Origin of the sequence: Pseudomonas sp. TMW22089 (assembly GCF_022496645.1) — a bacterium.
GTDB lineage: Bacteria > Pseudomonadota > Gammaproteobacteria > Pseudomonadales > Pseudomonadaceae > Aquipseudomonas > Aquipseudomonas paraversuta.
Map to the genome: position 1 here is coordinate 17,104 of NZ_SCFG01000016.1, position 17,305 is coordinate 34,408.

Below are 17,305 nucleotides of genomic sequence, written 5' to 3' on the forward strand. Positions count from 1 at the left end.
GAAGGACTACAATCGGCCAGAAGCAGCCGCTCAAAGGCGTCCAGGAAAGTCGGGGCAATTCATCCCCTGTTCAGATCACTTTAACGGCCCGGCCAATAAACTGAATCGGTCCTGTGGGTTTTCCGGTCTGCGATCCATTGGGATTCTCCAGAGTCAGCTCAAAGAGCTGGTTGGGTTCCAGAGGGGGCAGGTTATCCAAAGGGACTGAAAACGTTTGCCCTGGCTTGACCAGGCCAAGGGATACCGGTGCTTGCCAGCCGTCCGCTTTGGTCCAGAACTGAAGTACTTTATCAGCCGGGACTTGCGCTACCTCCAAAGGTATCAGTTGGATTTCCCTGGGGTTGCTCGCCTGAATAACCCAGCCGGGCGCCTGGTTCTGCGGAGCTACCAGAACGACCAGGTAGGTGGTCGGGTTTACCACAGCTGTTCGTGTCAGGAGTATTGATCCGAGCAACAGCGTTGCGACAAGACTTGTTCCCGCGAGCCCACGCCATAGAGGAAGAAGGTTCCACCATGAAGTTGGCTTCGCGGTGGCTGCCACTCCTGATGCTCGCCGGTCAGTGCTGTTCACGCTGCGCTCGATTCGCCTCCAGAGCAGGGCAGAGGGGGGCTGCGGTTCAGCCAGTTCGGTCAAGGCAAGCAAGCGTTGTTCCCACGCATCGACAGCTGTTTGCAAATCGGCGTCCTGAGCGAGACGCTTTTTAATCTTGATGCGTTGCTCGGCCGGCAACGTGCCCAGCACATACTCACTCGCCAATTCATCAATGTTGTCGGGACTCTCACCCTCAGGGCTTCTGGTCATCCCATGCACTCCCGCAATACCACCAGGCTGCGTTTGATCCAGGCTTTGACAGTCCCCAGCGGGGTGCCCAGTTTCTGCGATATTTGCGAATGCGAATAGCCATCGACATATGCATGAAGAATGCAGTTGCGCCGCGCCGGCTCCAGTTGCTCAAGGCACACATAAATACGTCCTGAACGGGCTCGATAATCGAAGCTGTCCACATTCCCTGACGATGTCTGCATGGACGCTAAATCGTGCAGTGCCATTTCGCTGTGCTCGCTGACCTGCACTTCCCGGGCGTTATCTCGCATGAAGTTCAGCGCCAAATGCCGCGTCACGATGAAGATCCAGCCACGTGCAGAACCTCGTGCAGGATCGAAACTGGCGGCACGAGTCCATATCTTGATAAAGGCATCGTGCACGATGTCTTCGGCCAGGGCGTTGTCGCGAGCGATTCGCTTGGCAACCCCTAAAAGACGGGCACTTTCCTGCTGATACAAGTCCTGCAATGCCTGCTGCTCGCCTCGGGCGCAAGCAGCCAGACAGGCTTCATAGTCAAAACAGGGTTCAGGTAGAGACAAAGTTTTCAGCCGCCGGCAGTTGGTAAATAACCCCAGCCATCGGGCCGGGGTTTCGTCGAAGGAGAGTAGACGACTTTGCGCGCTAACCGCCTGTTCTGAATCCTTGGCTTAATTGGCTGCCCAAAAAATATAGTCAGCCTGATATTTCACCACCTCGCGCTTGCCTTTGTTTGCAGCGGTGCATTCGGTCATGGGTGCTACGCCGCCTTTTACGGCCACTCGCTGGATATAGCTGACATTGCTCATCGCGCCGTTGCCTTGCGCAGGGTTGGCCTTGACCAACTGATAGGGAAGGTCACCAGTACCTGAGTCTGCAACCGCCAGTTGCGTCCCGGTGATTTTAGAGCCGTCTTTGGCTTGCCAGGTGGCAGGTGGTCCGAAGTAGGTGCCGACCTGTTTGCCACTGCGATCATTAAGCACTGCTTTGGGCCCGACAAAAGTCCATTCGGTCTGACCGGCGACGTTCGCTTTGTCGCGACACTCATACGTGACTTCGCCTACGCCCACAGTCTCCAGGGCGACCTTGTGACCGTCAGGAACCTTGATGCTGTCGGGCAAATCTGTTTGGGCATACGCAGCTGGCACTGTGACCAACAAGCAGGTAGCCGCAAGCGTAGTGCTGACAATGCCCAGGAATCGTTTAGCGTTCATGCAAATCTCTCCAGAAAGGTAATCAGTTCAGCAGCTATGGCTACTACCTGTACTACCCACGGGAGAAGCAACTGGATGCAGCTAACTGGAAAAAATATCAACGCTGGAAGATTCAGCCAGTCTGCGGGTCAAGGTCCGGGCCGGCTTGCAGCGCTGCAAGCTGTCGGTACTCCGGCGCTCTTCGAAGGTGTATGGTCGAGTTTTTCGTCTGTTCTGAACTGCACGGTTGCAGCGTTATCTATATTGGCTGGTCCACCGCGCAATTGAATCCCGGGAGTATCACGCATGACTGATTACGTACCACCCAAGGTCTGGACCTGGAACAAGGAAAACGGCGGGACTTTCGCCAGCATCAACCGGCCGGTGGCCGGCGCCACCCACGACAAGGAATTGCCGGTGGGGCGTCATCCGCTGCAGCTGTATTCCCTGGCCACGCCCAACGGGCAGAAGGTCACCATTTTACTGGAGGAGTTGCTGGCCCTCGGTCATCAAGGGGCCGAGTACGATGCCTGGCTGATCAAGATTGGTGAAGGCGATCAGTTCTCCAGCGGCTTCGTCGCGGTAAACCCTAACTCCAAGATTCCGGCGCTGATGGATCACAGCGGGCCCAAGCCCGTGCGCATCTTCGAGTCGGGAGCGATCTTGCTGTACCTGGCCGAGAAGTTCGGGGCGTTTGTCCCCACCGAACCGGCGGCCCGGGCTGAGTGCCTGTCCTGGCTGTTCTGGCAGATGGGTAGCGCGCCGTATCTGGGGGGCGGGTTTGGCCATTTTTATGCTTACGCGCCGATCAAGATCGAGTACGCCATCGACCGTTTTGCCATGGAAGTCAAACGTCAACTGGACGTGCTGGACAAGCAGCTGGCGGTGAACGAATACGTCGCCGGCGATCAATACACCATCGCCGACATAGCGATCTGGCCCTGGTACGGCGGCCTGCTCAAAGGCCGGTTATATGAGGCCGCGCAGTTCCTTTCGGTGCAGGATTACAAGCATGTCCAGCGCTGGGCGGATGCCGTTGAGGCGCGGCCTGCGGTCCAGCGAGGACGCCGGGTCAACCGGATTTCGGGGGACCCTTCGCAGCAGTTGCCCGAGCGTCACGATGCCAGTGACTTCGACGCGCGCAGCTAGTCGCTCGGCAGCCGCCCCTTGGCGGTTTCGGGTGCTGACGGGCAGCCCCTTGCCAGGGCTGCCCGCATAAACCCAAGCGTCCCGGGCCGGCACTTACCCATGCTGGCCCTACGGGTTTTATTCTTGCAATCAACGTTTCAATCCCTTATAGCTACAGAGCATTCATAACTAAAAGAGGCTGGATTAGCCCCCATGCATGAGAACACACGTATCTTTCGCTTTTCGGCCCCCCGTCCTGCGCAACGCAGTGATGGCCATGGGCCTAACCTGAAATCCGCTCGGTTCATGGCTTCTCCTTGTGCCAATGCACAGCTCTCCAGACGCTATCAATACCAGCCAATGCTGCCCCACGACGTGCTGGTGGCATTCAAACGCAAGCGCTCGTTCCCGCCAGCTGCAGCTTAACGCCTGAACTCTTTCTCCCGTTGCCTGCGGCTTTAGCCGTCCGGGGCGGTGTTTTATTTTTCTGCGTTTAACTGTCGAGGGAATCAGATGTCTATTCGTGTCGCTATTATCGGTGCCGGTCCATGCGGCCTGGCGCAACTGCGTGCCTTTCAATCCGCCCATGCCAAAGGCGCTTCCATGCCGCATGTGGTTTGCTTCGAGAAGCAGGCCGACTGGGGCGGTATGTGGAACTACACCTGGCGCACCGGGCTTGATGAGCACGGTGAGCCGGTCCATGGCAGCATGTACCGTTACCTGTGGTCCAACGGCCCGAAAGAGTGCCTGGAGTTTTCCGACTACAGCTTCGATGAGCATTTCGGTCGACCGATCTCTTCTTATCCGCCCCGTGAAGTGCTTTGGGACTACATCCAGGGCCGGGTGAACAAGGCCGGTGTGCGTGATTACATTCGCTTCAATACGGCGGTCAAACATGTCAGCTTCGACCAGGCGACGCGGGAGTTCAGCGTCACTTCCCATGACTACAGCCTGCAGCAGAGCAAGACTGAGGTATTCGATTTTGTGGTGGTTGCCAGCGGCCATTTCTCGACCCCGAATGTGCCAGCCTTCGAAGGTTTTGAGCGCTTTTCGGGGCGCATCATGCACGCCCACGACTTCCGCGAAGCCACCGAGCTCAAGGGCAAGGACCTGTTGATCGTGGGCAGCAGCTACTCGGCTGAGGACATCGGCTCGCAGTGCTACAAGTACGGTGCGCGCTCGATAACCAGTGCTTACCGCACCCAGCCCATGGGCTACAAGTGGCCCAAAAACTGGGAGGAGCGCCCGCAACTGAGCAAAGTGGACGGCGACATGGCGTACTTTATCGACGGCTCCAGCAAGCGGGTGGACGCGATAATCCTCTGCACCGGCTACAAGCACCATTTCCCCTTTCTGTCCGAGGAACTGACCCTGAAGACGGGCAACCGGCTGTGGCCCGCAGAGCTCTATAAAGGGGTGATATGGGAAGACAATCCGCAGTTGATCTACCTCGGCATGCAGGACCTCTGGTACAGCTTCAACCTGTTCGACGCCCAGGCCTGGTATGCCCGCGACTACATGCTCGGGCGCATTGGCCTGCCTGCACCGGCGGCCATGAAGGCCGACAGCGCCCGCTGGCGTGCCCGGGAAGAAAGCCTGGAGTCCACGGCCTCGATGTACGAATTCCAGGGCAGTTACATCAAGCACCTGATCGAGCAGACCGACTATCCAAGTTTCGATATCGATGCCGTGAACCGGATTTTTCTCAAGTGGAAGACCGACAAGAAGCACGACATCATGGGTTATCGCGACAAGTCCTATCGGTCGGTGATCACCGGCACGGCGGCGGTCCCGCACCATACCCGCTGGTTGCAGGCGCTGGATGACTCGATGGACGAGTACCTGCGCGAAACCCGGGCCAAAGGCGACGTTAACCTATTGCGTCAGCGCTAGGGCCGGGCTCAAGGCTTGCCGACCCGGTCGTGCAAGCCGCCAGCCGTAGCGCTGCTACTGCCGTTCTGGCCGGCAGCCGTCAATCACCCGTTACCTGCCGATTCTCTTCATAGCGCAACCAGCCCGCCACCAAAGGCCTTTTGTCCGCGCGGTCATTGGGGTGGGCGCGGCCTTCGAGCACCGGTACTTCTGCGAAATCAAACGGGCTCATGTGTTCGATACAGGCAATGTTCACGCCGTATTGATGGGGGGAAGAGCGGCGCTGGTGAAAGGTATAGATGCCACAGCGCGAGCAGAAGTAATGCCGGGCTTCGTTCTTGTTGAACTGGTAGAGCGTCAGCGCATCCTTGCCCTGCACTATCTCGATGTCTGCCAGATTGGCCGACACGGCGACCGCACCGCGCATACGGCAGTAGGAACAATTGCACCGGCGTACCGTGTTCAGGCCATCGCTCAGCCGTAGCGCGAAACGTACGGTGCCGCAATGGCAGGCAGCCTGGTAAACCGGGCGGTTATCGGCAGGGGTTGTGCTCATGACAGGCCTCGCTGGCAACTGGAAGGTGGGCTCGGTGCGCGCTGGCCTGACGCATACATGGCCAGAAAGCGCAGCCTGCGGACAGATGGCGCAGGTTCTTTGATCCTCGGGCAATTTGTCATATTTAGTATTGCTTCACTACAGATTAGTAGGCAGCCCAACCTGTTTAACCTGGCTGATGACTTCTCTGGCCGGCGGCGGCATGTCCTGGTAGCGGTTGCCGAACATGCTGCAGAACAGGGTGCCGAAGTCGTCGCCGCTACCACCTCGTGGCCAAAGAAACCTGATTGACTCATCGATCTATCGCTTCAGGGTATTTGGCCTCAGTATGGCGCTCCGGTACATCAACACTTCGGGATTGAGTGAACTATGGATGTTGAAGCTGCGGATCTTTCCCTGGCGGCGGTGGCGGGGGCAATTGCTGATCCGTCGCGCGCGATAATGTTGTGCGCGCTCCTGGATGGCCGCGCACGCACGGCCACTGAACTTGCGGCACTGGCCGATATTGCGGCGTCCACTGCGAGCGGTCATTTTGCACGGCTGCGTGAGCAGGGGCTGGTGCAGATGCATGTGCAGGGCCGTCATCGTTACTACCGGCTCAACAGTCCGCAAGTGGCCCGGGCGCTGGAAGCGCTGCTGTCGATCACCGATCGCGCAGCGACGGTATTCAGGCCCAGTACGCCTTCGGCGTTGAAGCAGGCAAGGACTTGCTACGACCATTGCGCCGGCGAAATCGCGGTGAAGGTGCATGACGCAATGCTGGCAGAGGGCTGGATCCAGATCCAGGGCCAGGACTATGACCTCACCGAGAAAGGTGCGCAGCTGCTGGCCAGACTGGGGATTGAGGTGGATTACCTGGTGCAGCAACGCAGGCGCCTGGCCTATCCCTGCATGGACTGGAGCGAGCGCACGCCGCATATGGGCGGCGCGCTGGGGGCCGCACTGCTGGAACTGATGCTCAAACGCGACTGGGTGAGCCGTCATCTCGACTCCAGGGCACTCACCCTGACCGCCAGGGGAGCAACCGCGCTGGCTAAAACATTCGGCGCCTGACAGGGGTTGAAGCCGCTGCGGTTTGAACCTGTCCGGGCACAGGCCTTGGGTGCCCGGCACCAATTACCCGCAGATCGGAGCCGCTCCCGGGTTTATACTCGGCGCCCTCGCAATTAATCGTAATCAAACGGACCGAGATTCTTCATGAGCAGTTCTCTCTCTATGACGCCCGCGCGCAAGTCGTTTGCGCCGCTGGTGGCCTTTGTCTTGCTGGTGTTTGGCGCCGCCTTCCTGCAAAACAGCGTCGGCTCGCGCCAGGTGCTGTTGCTGGTGGTGGGCGCGGCACTGGGGTTGACCCTTTATCACGCAGCCTTCGGCTTTACCTCGGCCTGGCGGGTGTTCATAGCTGATCGGCGGGGCGCAGGTTTACGCGCACAAATGGTCATGCTGGCGTTGGCTGTGGTGCTGTTCTTCCCCGCGTTGGGGGCGGGCACTCTGTTCGGCCAGCCGGTGGTCGGGCTGGTGGCGCCGGCCGGAATTTCGGTGGTGTTCGGTGCATTCATTTTCGGCATCGGCATGCAACTGGGCGGCGGCTGTGCGTCAGGCACCCTGTTCACCGTGGGCGGCGGCAATGCACGCATGCTGGTGACCCTGTTGTTCTTTATCTGCGGTTCGTTGATCGCCACCCAGCACGTTGACTGGTGGTTTGCATTGCCATCGTTCCCGGCGATTTCCATCGTCAAGAGCTTCGGTGTGGTGCCGGCGATGCTCGCAAGCCTGGCCTTGTTCGGGATCATCGCCGCGGTGACCGTGCGCCTGGAAAAGGGCCGTCACGGTCAGCTTGAAGCGGGCGTGACCAGCGAGCACCAGGGCCTGCGGCGCTTCCTGCGCGGACCGTGGCCGTTGGTATGGGGGGCGATTGCACTGGCCTTGCTCAACTACGCCACCCTGGCGCTGGCGGGCCGGCCATGGGGCATTACTTCGGCGTTCGCGTTGTGGGGAGCCAAGGTTGCCAGCGGGCTGGGTATCGATGTCGCAAGCTGGGTGTTCTGGCAGGTCCCGGGCAACGCCAAAGCCCTGGCCGCACCGGTGTGGGAAGACATCACCAGCGTCATGGACATCGGCATTGTTCTGGGTGCGCTATTGGCCGCCGGGCTGGCCGGGCGTTTCGCACCAAGCCTGAAAATCCCCGCGCGCTCGCTGCTCGCAGCCGTGATCGGTGGTTTGCTGCTCGGTTACGGTTCGCGTCTGGCCTACGGCTGCAATATTGGCGCGTACTTCAGCGGCATCGCCTCGGGCAGCCTGCATGGCTGGTTGTGGTTAGTGGCAGCGTTTATCGGCAATAGCGTGGGCGTGCGTCTGCGGCCCTGGTTCTTTGCCAGTGAGCCTCGACCGCAGGCATTGAGCGGTTGTTGAACGCTCAGTAAATCCTGAGATTGCGTCGCGTATTCCATTCTGGAATCCAATATATAAAATTAATGAATTTTTATTATCGGCCCGGCAGGAGTAATTTGATTTCAAGCCATGGAGAACCCCCTTGAAATCATCCACCAGCGACGCCGTTGCAAAATTCGATGCCTCTCGGGCCAATGAATACGGGCGCCAGAGCCGCATCGCGCTGGCAGGATATGACGCCTGTCACGAGCTGGCGGCGTGCATGCTGGCGGCCAGCCTGGGCCACCGCAACACGGCGAAAATTCTGGTGGTGGGTGCTGGTGGTACGGCCCAGGAAATCATTGCGATGGCAGCGCTGGAGCCAGGCTGGCGCTTCACTGCGCTCGACCCATGCGAACCGATGCTGGAGGTGGCAAGGCAGCAGTTGGATGCCCGCGGTTTGCTTGCAAGAACCGATATCCACCTTGGGCATATTGAGGACCTGGCGGCAGACGCCACTTATGACGCCGCCACCCTTGTCGGTGTGCTCCACCATCTGGGCGGGGACGATGCCAAGCGCCGCATTCTGCAATCGATCGAGGCTCGTCTTGAACCGGGTGCGCCGCTGATTGTCGCGGGCAATCACCATGCCTATGCCAGCGAGCCGTTATTGCTTGCGGCCTGGGGCCAGCGCTGGCGGCAACACGGAGCCAGCGCCGATGAAGTAAAGGTCAAGCTTGGCAAAATCCTCCAGGGCGCGGACCCGCCACACTCCGAGGCGGCGGTGCAAAAACTGCTGCATGAGGCCGGGTTCGGCGCGGCCACCCGTTTCTTCAGCAGCCTGTTCTGGGGCGCCTGGTTGACGACTAAGACGGCCTCAAGCGGATCACCCGCAGGGCAGTAAAAACGCCGATCACCGGGGCCAGTGCGAACACCCCGAACAGCCAGCCGGCCGCACTCATGGTGCCGGCGATGCCACCGGGTTCAGTGAGGCCGGCGAGGTTCGCCACCATCCCCGCCAGCGCTGCGCCGAGCGCGGTGGCAAATAACTGCACGGTGGTGATGGACGCACTGGTCAGGTCCTGCTCGCCCGCGGGCGCGGCCTGGAACACCCGGGTCAGCAGGTGCGGCCAGGCCAGGCCCACCCCCAGTCCGATTGCTACCAGCGCCAGGCAGATCGGCATGACCGCCAACCAGTCACCGCTACTTGGGCTACCCATCAAAACCGCCAGCATCAGCATGCCGACCAGGCCCAGGATCGGCCCGGCGAGGATTGCGCGCCGGATGCCTGCGCCGCTCGCCCCTGAACTGGCAACGGAGCCCAATGTCCAGCCGGCCCCCATCAGCGCCGCAAGATAACCGGCGACCAGGGCGGACTGATGGTGCAGTACCTGAAGGAACAGCGGCACGAATATTTCGCCACTGGTCACCGCGACCGCAAGCAATGACATCGTGGCATATAGAGCACCCAGCGCAGTGCTGATCCGGAACGCCCCATCAGGCAACAGCCGGTGGCGGGCTCGGCGTTCGCTACGTATCAGCAGGGCGGTGAGGATGACGGCGGCGCCAAGCCCCAGAATATTGTGTGACAGCTCGGGCGACACGCTGCCGGCTGAAACAGCGAGCACTGCTGCTGTCAAGAACAGCAGTTGGGCCAGCGCAAGTGGCGAACCTGGCGCTCTGTCGGCACTGCGTCCGGGCAGTACGGTTGCAGCCAGCAGGGCGAACAGCGCTGCCACCGGGATCAGCGACCAGAACGCTGCCCGCCATACCCCGAACCCGGCGAAGATGCCGCCGATGGCAGGGCCGACCAGGGTTGCCACCCCCCACATGCCCGAGATCAGCGCCATCGCCCGCGGCCACAGGGATTCATCGAATACCAGGCGGATCATTGCGTAGGAGAGCGCGAACAGGAACCCGCCGCCCAGTCCCTGAATAAAGCGCCCGAGCAGCATCACCGGCATTGACGGGGCAAGCCCGCAGATCAACGCGCCCGCCGCAAACACCAGGCTGGCGCTGATATAGGCACCTCGGGGCCCGGTGCGGGCGAGCAGCCTGGCCGACAACGCGGAGCCGAGGATCGAGGCCGCGACGAACAGGGTGGTGTTCCAGGCGTAATAGTCGATGCCGCCGATGTCCCTGACCACCGATGGCAGAATCGTGGTGGCTATATAGACATTGACCGCATGCAGGATGACACCACCGGCGAGCGCGAGTGAGCGCACCCCATTGGCGCCCGAGAGCAGGGCGGCCCAGCCGGTATTTGCGGGGCGTGCACAAGGCTGTGGCGCTGGTACCGATTGCGGGTGTTGATCAGACGGAACGTGACGCTGGTCCATGGTGGCTCCACTTGGTGAGGTCACTCGCAGCAGCGAATGAAGGCTTGCAAAGGCAAGCCGACACTCTTTATAAGACCTCATGTAAAGGTGAGGTCAACAGGAGTCAGGGGTCCATGATTGATGTACGCGTGCTGCTTGGGGTAGGGGAGGTCGCCCGTCGCTGCGGTGTCACCATTGCCACCGTGCACTTCTACGAGGCCAAGGGGCTGATCCACGGGCAGCGCAATGCGGGCAATCAGCGTCGTTATTCGCGGGATATTCTGCGCCGGATTGCCATCATCAAAATCGCACAGCGTGCCGGTATTCCCCTGGCCACCATCAAGGGTGCGCTGGACCAGCTGCCATCCGGGAGACCACTGACGGCCACGGACTGGGCGCATCTCTCGACAATCTGGCGGGACATGCTGGCCGAACGGATACGCAGCCTCAGCCAGCTTCGCGACCAGTTGGACGGTTGCATCGGCTGTGGCTGCCTGTCGATGGAGGACTGTCCGCTACGCAATCCGGGCGATCATTTGAACCGGCTCGGGGCAGGTGCGGTTTTGCTCGAAAAAGACACCGCGTCATTGGCTGATTGAAGGCCTGCCCCCGGCCGCGGGGGCGGGAATGACGGGTGGATATAAGGCATCTTTGCCCGGGAGGCATGCATTGCATACTGTGAGAGTTATTCGTCGCGCCGGTCAGGGCGATGCTGAGGCCATTGCTGCGCTGGTTAACCAGGCCTATGAGCCTTACATCCGCAGGATCGGAAAAAAACCGGGCCCCATGCTGGATGATTACCGGCAGGTGGTGGCTGATACCCACACCTTCGTACTTGAAGAAGGGGCGGATCTGCTGGGGGTGCTGGTGATGAGCCTGGAGGATACAGGGTTGCTCCTTATCAATATCGCCGTACAGCCTCGGTATAAAGGCAAAGGTATCGGCAAAATACTGATGGCCTTCTGTGAGCGCCATGCACTGCGTAATGGCTGCGACGCCATACGGCTCTACACCCATGAGCTGATGACCGAGAACATCGCAATCTATAAAAAGCTTGGCTACCAGGAAACCCGCAGGGCCACCGAAAATGGATTCGCCCGGGTGTTTATGCGCAAGGCTCTGTCAGTTCGCTGATCAGCCATCATGCGCTGGATCCACCAGCATGATTTCGATCCGCTCCTTGCCCCGGCCGGTATTCTTGCGTTTGAGTTTTACAGCGCCAATCTCGCGGGTTGATCTGGGATGGGTGCCGCCACAGGCCATCCTGGCAAAACCCTCGACTTCCCAGAATCGGCGCTGTGTCGGCACATCGCTGAAGTCTGTGAATATAGTCAGGTCGCGGCTGATCAATTGTGCGGCCGCCGATTCGATCTCCGGGAACAACGGGGCGAGGTTCTGATCACTGGCGAAATCGATGCGGGCCTTGTCCTGAGCTATGTGCGCGCCGATACGCTGGATGCCCGGGCATCTTTGATAGACCAGTTGCAAGACCATTTCTGCTGCAAAGTGCAGGCGCATCAGCCGGTATCGCCGCGCCCAGTCAATCTGCCAGGTCACTGCGTCGCCCGGTTTCAGCGAATGGTCATGGGGCAGGCTGTAAATGATGTCCAGGCCATGTTTTTCAGCCTTGAGCACCGGGTATCCGGCAAGGGAACCGCCATCGCTTTCCTGGCCCCCGGAAAACGCAAAAAATATCGTTGCCCGGGCCTGAACCCTCTCGCCATCGACGTGACTGACGAGAGTGTCCAGGGTTGTTCGATAGGGATCGTCCCAAAATACCTTTCGAGTCACGGCCAAGGATCCTTTTGCTCCAGAAAGGCGATTATGCTAATCAATCCGGATCTGCAGTTCTTGTACGATCTTGCTGTTCAGGGCCTTTATTCAACACTCCGGCTGAATATGTTCAGCTCTGCGCAGGCCGCTACAGAATCCGGCAAAGTTGCTCTCTGCGCACTATTTCCCCTCGCTGTGAAAACCACTGAAAATCCAGTTCAAAACTTGCGTACCTTCCGGTAAAAAATTGCGGGTCAGCAAGTCTGTCCGGAACCATGTTATCGAAAATCATGGGTTCTATAATTCTTAACTGTCTTGGGTTCTCGATACCTGCCGCACCGATCTGCCAAGGGTAATACCTGGGGTGATTACCTGAAATAGTTTGTCTGACCTCGGCGACATAGTCGGGATTATGAATAATTGGATAGGGTAGTTGCTCCAGATGCCCGTTAACAAAGCCGGCTCTGCCACTGTAAGGAAGCTGGAGTGGTTCAAAAGAAGTGGATGACCAGCTTGAATAAACTGCTGCCCTGTTAGCCGAGTTGGTTTGCCCGATATTTTGCAGATCAGCACGGGACAAGTGCGGTAAAAAGCGCTCCCGGGTCGGTCCTTGTTCCAGCAAATAGGCTAGATCCATCTTAGGTATCGGCGCAGCCGTTGCTCCCACTCGCTGGGCATGTCCGGGAAATCCCCGGCCGCCTCCCGGTGCACCGCCGGCATGTTGCAGTTTGTACTGCCAGCTGCCCACAAACTTGCCGGCCTTTTTGACCCCCTTGGCCGCAGCCCCGGCCATCGACGGGGCCGCCGAGGCCAGCCCCGTTGCCATGCCCACCCAGCCCAGAATCCGCCCGGCGTTTTCATTGCCGGTGGCCAGCAAGGCTATCGAGGCCACATCCGCTGCCAGCGACACCACGCTCAAGGTCGCGGTGGTGACGGCCGTTACATAGCTGGCGGTCAGCGCCGCGGTGGGCGCCGCCAATGCACCCAGGGAGGCCACGGTGCCGATCACGGCCAGGGCGATCCCGGCCGCCGGTAACAGCCAGTCCAGCCACGAATGACCCGATGGATCGATGCGGTTGACCGGGTCGCCGGCGCAGTAGGCATAGCCATTGAGCCCGCCTTCGCCGAAGGGGCTGAGGCTGTCACGGCTGTGGAAACGCATCAGCACCGGGTTATAGATGCGGTAATCACCTAGGAAGTACCAGCCGCTGTCCTGTTCGCGCAAAGCGCCGGCGTAGCCCAGTCGGCCGGCACCGGGCTGGCTCTGGCCGTAGGCGCCGTAGACCGGGGTGTTAATCCCGTCATTGGCCTCAGTGGTTATCGAACCCTGGGCATCGGTGCCCAGCAGCATCACTTCGCGCACTGCCGATGCCAGTCGGCTTTCTGCCACCGGGACGTCACCGGCCCGTACCCAGCGGGTCTGGGTGTTTTCACCCATCTCGCAGCTGAGCTGGCCGCCGGTGTGGTAACGCCAGCGCGGACCGGTAGAGTCTTCGGTCTTGATGATGTTGCCCGCCGGGCCGTAGTGCCAGCGGCGTTCGCCGGTAGGCAGGGTTACCCCGATCAGTCGGCCCAGGGCGTCGTAGTGCAGTGGATTACCGCGCTCGTCGCGTTTGAGATTACCCAGCGCGTCGTACTCCAGGGTTACCGGTGCCGGGTAATCGGCGCGGCTGTGGCTGACGCTAAGCAGTTGGGTGAGGTCGGCAGGGTTGTAGGTAAATGTACTGACATTGTTGGCGCTGGCGTCGGCAAAGACCGTTTCCAGTCGACGAATATTGTCGAGGGCGTCGTACTGGAAGTGTTGCTCGCGGTAGGTTTTGCCGTGGGCATCTTCGGGCAACGACGGGCCTGCAAGGCGATGGGCAATCACCCGTCCGCGCAGGTCGTAGTCGAAGGTTTCACTACGCACCAGAACACCGTCGCGGGTCAGTTCACGCTGCGCAAGCTTGCCGTCTTTACGCCATTGCTGGGTCTGCACTTCTACATGCTGTGCATTCGACGTTCGGGTAGCCGTTTCTCGGCGGGCCGGGCGGCCCAGGCTGTCATAGCCCAGGGTTACGGTCATATCCCGCGAGCCGTCTATAGATTGCGTGCGCTGTTGGTGAATCCGCGAGGCCGCATCGTAGGAGAGGGTGACCGTGACGTCAGGGCCTTGCTGTTGAATCAAGCGACCCAATTCGTCGTACTGGCAGCGCTGTTCGGCACCATCGGCATCGGTCAGACGCGTCACTGTGCCCGCCGGGGTGGTGCTTTGTTGTTGCGAGCGCGGCTGATCACCATGCCAGGCGTAGTCGGCTTTGCTCAGTTGGCCGGACGGGGACCAGTGATCTTTTTGCAGACCCAGATTGCCCCGGGATTCCAGTAAAAGGCCGCTTAGCGGATCGTATTGATTGAACACGCTGATGCCGGGGGCTTGCAGCGACAGCAATGCACCGCCCAGTTCCGGTTGGCGCTCACTCTTCACCCGGGTACCGTCGGGCAGGATTTGGCTATGGGCGTGAATTTCGCCTTCGGCATATTCCCATTCAGAGACACTCTGCCCGACCTTTTCCCACACCAGTCGGCCCAGACCGTCATATTTACGCTCGCCCAGCAGTACTTCATTAGTGCCCAAAGACGGATGAGTGATCGAGACCGTGTCCGGCAATTCACCATCGTGCCCTTCGGCATAGGTGCGCTTGATGACACTGCCGTCGGGCAGGGTGGTGGACAGTAGTCTGTCCCGCACATCCCACTGCTGTCGGGTCTCCAGGCCCATGGCATCGAACTGGCTGATGCAGCGGCCAAGGCCGTCATAGCTCCAGCTAAGTTCGTGCTGAAGTACGCCGTCTGCGCAATACAGTCTTTCGGTCAGCGGCTTGCCATCCAGGCTATGGGTGGTCACTGTTCTGGCCCCGGCCACGCCATTGGCATCGGTCTGCCAGCTGCTGCCGGTCAGGGCTACCGGGTCGGCGAGGGTGTGCTGGGTGACACCGTTCGCGCCGGTTTCAGTCAGCACATTGCCCCAATCATCAAAGGTGCGTTCGGTGGTCAGGCTCAGGGCCGGAACGTCTTCGTTACCGGGATCGTAAGTCGTTTCACGGAACACCCGGCCCAGCACGTCATATTCGGCGGTCCAGGCGGTATAGGTCTCACCGCTGTCGGTCTGTTTTTCACGGCGGATTTCCCGGGCCATGCCATCGAGCCAGACAGTTTCCTTACGCCCGGAAGCGCCGATTCGGGTCTGGCAGCGCTGGTTCGCTGACAAGGAATAGGCCCAGTTGACCTCAGCCTCGAACGCCGAATCCGGGGCCGCGACTTCCTGAGTCACACGGCCCAGGGCATCGTGGGCAAAGACCATGCGCAGTTGCTCGTCGGTCTGCTCGGTGACCATCAGGCCGGAGTACAAATCCTGCGACGATTGCGCAACAGTTGACTGGCCATCGTGACCTGTAATCGTGACATTTTCCTGCAGGACTGCGCGCTCAAGAGAGCGGGCGTTTGGGGCTTGGGTCAGGTTGTAGCTGTAGGCCCGGGTAGTGCTTTTACCCTCTACCGTCTGGGTTTCACTGAGCATACGGCCGTGATGGGGTGAGGCCGGATCGTTAATGAAACTTTGCGTCGAGCGGCCCAGCTCACTAAATTTTTCACCTTCGACCAGCAGTAGCTGTTCCTCGCTGCTTTGAACAAAGGTAGGCAATGCAAACCCCGGAGCATCCTGACGTACCGGCAGCGCCTGATAACGGTAGCGGGTCTGCTTGACCGGGCCTTCGGTGCCGGGTGGCGGACTGACGGTACGACTTTTCAGGCGGGTGATGCGGCCCAATGGGTCGGCCGGGCAGTTGTCGCTCTCGCCGCTCACCGGGTAGTACTCGGACTCTTCAATCCCGCCCAGGGCATTGCGGTGCCACACCGGGTTACCCAGCTCGTCGTAGCGGGTTTCTTCCTCGGTAACAAGCTCCCGCAGTACCCGTTGACCGTCGAGCTGCGCCTTGCGGGTAATGACTTTATGCGGGAACTGGAAATACGGCAGTTGCCGGGCAATGGGCAGCCAGGGCTCGTCGTAATAGGTGGTTTCAGTTTCTTGCAGGGTCTGGCCCTGTAGCGTGCGTTCACGGGTCAGCAGGTGAAAGCGGTTAAAGGTGCGGGACACTGTTTGCAAAACAGTACCCCGGGCATCCATCAGGGTTTCGGTGGAGCCGTAGAGGAAATCCCCGGCACCGGTCAGGTGATAGAGATTGTCTTCGCGGTTGCGCCACTGACGTACCGCCGGCCAGCCAAAATAGTTGTTGCTGCCGTACAGGCCGTAGTCATAGCGAACCAGTTGCACCGTCTGGCCGTCTCCCGGGTCCTTGCGGGTCTGGCTGACCACCGGCATCCGCGCAAACGGTGCCCCCGGCGGCAACGCCAGACCGTTTGCCTCGCTATAGGTCACCTCTTCGGTGCTGCCGGTGGGCTGGGTGCATTTGCTCAGCAGCAACAGACCTGAATCACTGCGGCTGTACTCAAACTGCCAGCCACTGTCGGGAAGTCCGTCCACTGTCACCCGGCGTAACTGCCCGGAGACCCGGTGAAAAGACATCACCACCTGTGAGGGGGTATCCGGCTGTAAGGTCAGACGGGTTTGCTGGCCTTCGTAGGAAAGCGCCAGCACCGTGCGGCCCCGGGCATCGCTGACCTTTTGCAGGTACGCCCCATTGCCGACCGAACGCCAGTCAAAATTCAGGGCGCTGCCATCGGCACCCACCAGAGTGCTGACTACCCACAGGCTGGCATGCCCCGGCAACGGCGCGAGTCGTTCACAAGTGCCATCGTTATGCCTGACCCATATTTCCTGACGCTGAACGGTCACTGCGACTACCGGCAAACGCACATCCGGGAAGCGCATGCTCTGGCCGACAATTTCACCGCGAAAGCGCTCGCCGGAATTGAGTTGCAGTTGTTGGCTGGCCCCGTCCCACGAGGTGGTACCAAGCATCCAGCCCAGACCGAAGCCCTGATCTTCGGCCATCAGCGGGCTATGGCTCAGGCGCAACTGGCTGATAGGGCCGCGCAAATCGTTGGCGGCGCCGGTGGGCAGGCTCACCGAGGCCGAGAACCCACCGGTGCGCGGATCGACCCCGGCACTGATGCTGCTCATAAAGTTGTAGGCTCCGGAATACAGGTCACCGCTGTTGAGCAGGCTGGGGGCGGATTTGATCTCGGGGGAGGGCGTCGTGTGGTCAGTCGGGGCAGTCATGATGACTATTCCTTGGCTATCTGGAGAGGAGCCGCACAATAGGAACCCTTGCTTGAGGCCAGCAATGAGCGAGGTTTG

At 60.1% G+C, this 17,305-nt stretch carries 15 protein-coding genes; 8 read left to right on the plus strand and 7 right to left on the minus strand.

Features of this window, described 5'->3' with window-relative positions; genetic code table 11:
• Positions 1 to 70 precede the first annotated feature (70 nt).
• The 3 genes from EQV90_RS15160 to EQV90_RS15170 all read right to left on the minus strand — a co-directional run bounded on the left by EQV90_RS15160 (position 71) and on the right by EQV90_RS15170 (position 2,016).
• On the minus strand, positions 71 to 802 hold the full coding sequence (locus EQV90_RS15160; RefSeq protein WP_003447706.1) for an anti-sigma factor: 732 nt from the start codon (positions 800 to 802) through the stop codon (positions 71 to 73).
• Entirely contained in the window at positions 799 to 1,365 is a 567-nt protein-coding gene (locus EQV90_RS15165) for a sigma-70 family RNA polymerase sigma factor (RefSeq protein WP_029612448.1), read from the minus strand. The genes EQV90_RS15160 and EQV90_RS15165 overlap by 4 nt, the downstream gene beginning before the upstream one ends.
• Before the next feature lie 108 nt (positions 1,366 to 1,473).
• Positions 1,474 to 2,016: a DUF3455 domain-containing protein gene (locus tag EQV90_RS15170; RefSeq protein ID WP_240878346.1), complete on the minus strand. Its 543-nt coding sequence runs from the start codon at positions 2,014 to 2,016 to the stop codon at positions 1,474 to 1,476.
• Positions 2,017 to 2,301: 285 nt separating this feature from the next.
• Here EQV90_RS15170 and yghU point away from each other — a divergent pair, with 285 nt between their 5' ends.
• The 3 genes from yghU (at position 2,302) to EQV90_RS15185 (ending at position 5,016) form a co-directional block, all read left to right on the plus strand.
• On the plus strand, positions 2,302 to 3,144 hold the full coding sequence (yghU, locus tag EQV90_RS15175; RefSeq protein WP_240878347.1) for a glutathione-dependent disulfide-bond oxidoreductase: 843 nt from the start codon (positions 2,302 to 2,304) through the stop codon (positions 3,142 to 3,144).
• A 192-nt stretch (positions 3,145 to 3,336) separates the two neighbouring features.
• Complete coding sequence (locus tag EQV90_RS15180) at positions 3,337 to 3,549, plus strand: hypothetical protein (protein ID WP_240878348.1); 213 nt, start codon at positions 3,337 to 3,339, stop codon at positions 3,547 to 3,549.
• An 87-nt stretch (positions 3,550 to 3,636) separates the two neighbouring features.
• Positions 3,637 to 5,016 carry an NAD(P)/FAD-dependent oxidoreductase gene (locus tag EQV90_RS15185; protein WP_240878349.1) on the plus strand — a complete coding sequence of 460 codons (1,380 nt, stop codon included), beginning with the start codon at positions 3,637 to 3,639 and terminating at the stop codon, positions 5,014 to 5,016.
• 79 nt (positions 5,017 to 5,095) lie between these two features.
• On the opposite strand, the gene EQV90_RS15190 is transcribed toward EQV90_RS15185, so the two are convergent.
• Positions 5,096 to 5,551, minus strand: coding sequence for a GFA family protein (locus EQV90_RS15190; protein ID WP_003447716.1), 456 nt, complete (start codon positions 5,549 to 5,551; stop codon positions 5,096 to 5,098).
• A 369-nt stretch (positions 5,552 to 5,920) separates the two neighbouring features.
• On the opposite strand from EQV90_RS15190, the gene EQV90_RS15195 reads away from it, so the two are divergent.
• The 3 genes from EQV90_RS15195 to EQV90_RS15205 all read left to right on the plus strand — a co-directional run bounded on the left by EQV90_RS15195 (position 5,921) and on the right by EQV90_RS15205 (position 8,822).
• A complete protein-coding gene (locus EQV90_RS15195; RefSeq protein ID WP_003447717.1) occupies positions 5,921 to 6,604 on the plus strand; it encodes a helix-turn-helix transcriptional regulator in 684 nt (227 codons plus the stop codon).
• Between the two features lie 144 nt (positions 6,605 to 6,748).
• Positions 6,749 to 7,960 carry a YeeE/YedE family protein gene (locus tag EQV90_RS15200; protein WP_240878350.1) on the plus strand — a complete coding sequence of 404 codons (1,212 nt, stop codon included), beginning with the start codon at positions 6,749 to 6,751 and terminating at the stop codon, positions 7,958 to 7,960.
• 121 nt (positions 7,961 to 8,081) lie between these two features.
• Positions 8,082 to 8,822: a class I SAM-dependent methyltransferase gene (locus tag EQV90_RS15205; protein WP_003447719.1), complete on the plus strand. Its 741-nt coding sequence runs from the start codon at positions 8,082 to 8,084 to the stop codon at positions 8,820 to 8,822.
• Here the strand turns inward: EQV90_RS15205 and EQV90_RS15210 are convergent.
• On the minus strand, positions 8,785 to 10,257 hold the full coding sequence (locus tag EQV90_RS15210; protein ID WP_240878351.1) for an MFS transporter: 1,473 nt from the start codon (positions 10,255 to 10,257) through the stop codon (positions 8,785 to 8,787). The two genes, EQV90_RS15205 and EQV90_RS15210, sit on opposite strands and share 38 nt — an antisense overlap.
• 113 nt (positions 10,258 to 10,370) lie before the next feature.
• Here EQV90_RS15210 and soxR point away from each other — a divergent pair, with 113 nt between their 5' ends.
• Both soxR and EQV90_RS15220 read left to right on the plus strand, forming a co-directional pair.
• Positions 10,371 to 10,835 carry a redox-sensitive transcriptional activator SoxR gene (soxR, locus tag EQV90_RS15215; RefSeq protein WP_003447721.1) on the plus strand — a complete coding sequence of 155 codons (465 nt, stop codon included), beginning with the start codon at positions 10,371 to 10,373 and terminating at the stop codon, positions 10,833 to 10,835.
• A gap of 70 nt (positions 10,836 to 10,905) precedes the next feature.
• Positions 10,906 to 11,370, plus strand: coding sequence for a GNAT family N-acetyltransferase (locus EQV90_RS15220; RefSeq protein WP_240878352.1), 465 nt, complete (start codon positions 10,906 to 10,908; stop codon positions 11,368 to 11,370).
• Here the strand turns inward: EQV90_RS15220 and EQV90_RS15225 are convergent, their stop codons facing one another.
• Both EQV90_RS15225 and EQV90_RS15230 read right to left on the minus strand, forming a co-directional pair.
• Positions 11,371 to 12,027: an alanyl-tRNA editing protein gene (locus tag EQV90_RS15225; protein ID WP_240878353.1), complete on the minus strand. Its 657-nt coding sequence runs from the start codon at positions 12,025 to 12,027 to the stop codon at positions 11,371 to 11,373.
• 130 nt (positions 12,028 to 12,157) lie between these two features.
• Positions 12,158 to 17,227 carry an RHS repeat-associated core domain-containing protein gene (locus tag EQV90_RS15230; protein ID WP_240878354.1) on the minus strand — a complete coding sequence of 1,690 codons (5,070 nt, stop codon included), beginning with the start codon at positions 17,225 to 17,227 and terminating at the stop codon, positions 12,158 to 12,160.
• Positions 17,228 to 17,305 lie beyond the last annotated feature (78 nt).